The sequence below is a fragment of the Lysobacter enzymogenes genome (assembly GCF_017168095.1).
Taxonomy (GTDB): domain Bacteria; phylum Pseudomonadota; class Gammaproteobacteria; order Xanthomonadales; family Xanthomonadaceae; genus Lysobacter; species Lysobacter enzymogenes_D.
On sequence record NZ_LXSD01000604.1, the window covers coordinates 1 to 2689 of the forward strand.

Here is a 2689-nt window from a genome sequence, read left to right on the forward strand (position 1 = left end):
CAGGCCCGGCGCGCGCTGCGCCAGCGCCTCGGCGTCGAGCGCGCTGTGCACGATCACCTCGATGCCGTGCGCGGCGCCGCGCCGCGCCAGTTCGGCGAAGAAGCGCGTAGCCAGATGCTGGGCGTGGTCGTAGCCGAACACGACCACCCGCCAGCGCTGCTGCGGCGCGAGCGCGCGCTTCCAGTCCAGCATCAGCCCGACCAGCCCGTGGACCAGGCGATAGGCGCGGTCGAGCGGGAAATTGCGGGTGCGTTCGGCGTCGTGCGCGGTTTCGGTCAGGCAGGCGTACTTGAGCGCGATGCGCTCGCGATGGCGCGCCAGGGCCATGTGCAGTTCGGGGTTGTGGGCGTCGATGAGATCGTCGCGGCCGCTTTCGCCGAGCTCGCGCCAGGCCAGTTCGGCCAGTTCGGCGACGCCGGCCCAGGTGCCGCCGTGGCGGAAATCGGCGTCGATGGCGAAGCGGCGATCGGGCGCGCCGGCGGGCGCGGCGCCGTCGGCGCCGGCCGGGCGCAGGCGCAGCGTTGCGGCGAGGGGCGCAGTGACGTCGGCGTCGAGGGTCATCGCAATCTCCTTATGCGTGGAAAGTTGTGCGCGCAAAGCCGTGCGCGGAAAGCCGGATCGATGGAACGTTCAGCGCCGCCGCAGCCACAGGTACATGCCGGCGGCGAACAGGGCGACGGAAATGGCCGCGAACGCGGTCGCATCCAGCGCCGCGGCGCGGGTCGCGGCCGGGCTGGCGAAGATGTCGTAGGCGCGCACGAGGTAGCGGGTCAGGGTCGGAATCAGCACGAACGCCAGCAGCGCCAGCGCCGAGATCCGCCCGGCCACCCACAGCAGCGAGAACGCGCGCAGCACGCCCAGGTTGCGCGGCACCAGCGCGCCGGGCGCGGCGGCCGCGCCGATGCGCCCGCCGCTGAAGCGGTGCAGGCGGTCGCGCAGGTACAGCCGCGCCTGCTGGTCCAGGTCGGGATGGCCGAAGTAGTTGCACACCACGTAATAGAAATCGGTGCGCAGGAAGATGTTGAACTGCCACGACAGGGTGATCAGCAACTGCAGCACCAGCGCCTGCAGCAACTGCACCACGAACGCGTCGCCGCCGCGGTCGAGCAGCCAGCCCACGGCCAGGCTCAGCAGGGCGATGTTGAGCACGTCGATCATCATGCCCGCCAGCAGCGGCAGGTAGCGCTGGCGCCGCGGCAGCGACAGGATGCCGGTGAGGTCGGCTTCGGCGACCAGGTCCCACAAGCGGTTGCCGATGCCCAGGCGCGAGCTCACCCCGTAGCGCGCCGCGGCCAGCATGTGGCCGAGCTCGTGCAGCATGGTGGTGACGAAGTACAGGCCCAGCAGCGCGACCAGGGTCAGGGTCAGGTGCTGTTCCAGATAGAAGGCTTGCAGGTTCGGGCGCAGGCGCGGGTCGAGCCAGGCGCTGTAGCCGGCATAGGCCAGCACGCCCAGGTACAGCGCCAGCGTCGCCGGCGAGAACAGCGCGCGCGCCAGCGCGGTGTTGGCGCGGAACGACAGGCGGCGGTCGCCGGCGGCGGATTCGTCCACGCGGCGCTGGTAGGCGTCGCGCTCGTGCGGCGGCAGGATGAAGCCGATCTCGCGCAGTTGGGCGAGGAAGTCGTCGACGTCGACGGTTTCCGCGACGCCCGCGCCGGCGGCGATCTCGCCGTTCGCGTTCGCGCCGTCGGTGTTCACTCTCTCATTATTCGCGCCGCCGGCATCGGCGCCGTCGGCCGCACGCGCGGCGAGCGCGCGCTTGATCGCGCCGACGCTGTCGCCGGCCTGCAGCCGCTCGACGATGCGCAGCCCGTCCTCGGGAAACTCGTAGAACTCGCCCAGCTCGGCGTTGCCGATGTAATAGGCCTCGCCTTCGCGCTGCACCGACAGCGGGATCACGTAATAAGTCTGGTCGTCGCTGTTCGCCATCGCGGGGCCATCGGGTTGCGGTGTGGCGCAAGCGGGCCGGCGATCGCTCGCCGGCCCGCTTCCTCACGTCGCACATGAAGCGGGCGCACCATGACGTCGCTGCGCGCGCCGCTTGCGCGGACGCGGCAACTTCGCTGGAGTGGTGGAAGGTCCGCCAGTCCTTGGCGGCGCCCGCTCATGCGCACGCCGGCGCTGCAGCCGCACGGACGCGGCCGTTCGCCGGCGCGGCTCAGGTCACAGGCGCGGCCAGGGCAGGCAGAACCAGATCGGGTAAGCGGCGACCGAGGTGGTCTTCAGCTTCTGCACTTTCAGGATCGAAATCTTCTTCATGTCGAGACTTCCTGGTTGAGTTGAAAGCGACGCCCGCTTGCGCGGACGGAGCATGCCGGCGCAGCATCGGCGGTGAAACCGGAGCTGCGATGCGACATCCTCGGCGCCTTGGGTATCACGGGTTTTTTTGCTCTTGCAACACGTGTTTTCGATGGATTTTCGGCGGCTAAACCGACCGCTTGAATCAGTGACTAGGCGAGAGTTTTTTGTTCAAATCTGCGACTGGGTCGACGGGCCGATCTGACGGTTTTCGACGGTATTTTGTTCGGGAGCCGGCTATGGAGCGCGGAACTGTGTGGTTTTGTTGCAGTGCGACATGGGTCTGCGACGGAATCGGAACGAAAAATCGGGCCGCCGCCGCATTCGCGGCCGGCGCCGAACGGGGCGCGCGGTGAGCGCCGCCGCCGCGCCGGTCGGCGCGCTGCTCAAG

The 2689-nt window shown here is 69.5% G+C and carries 2 protein-coding genes; both read right to left on the bottom strand.

What is annotated here, in order from left to right; all coding sequences use genetic code 11:
* The coding region (locus tag A7A76_RS23380) for a hypothetical protein (RefSeq protein ID WP_206413562.1) at positions 1–561 on the bottom strand (561 nt) is incomplete at its 3' end.
* 69 nt (positions 562–630) lie between these two features.
* Positions 631–1929, bottom strand: a complete 1299-nt coding sequence (locus tag A7A76_RS23385) for a hypothetical protein (protein WP_206413563.1) — start codon at positions 1927–1929, stop codon at positions 631–633.
* Between the last annotated feature and the right edge of the window lie 760 nt (positions 1930–2689).

Coding starts and splice junctions, on each gene's coding strand:
- A7A76_RS23385 (WP_206413563.1), bottom strand. CDS start 1,929: ATGGCGAACAGCGACGACCAGACTTATTACGTGATCCCGCTGTCGGTG.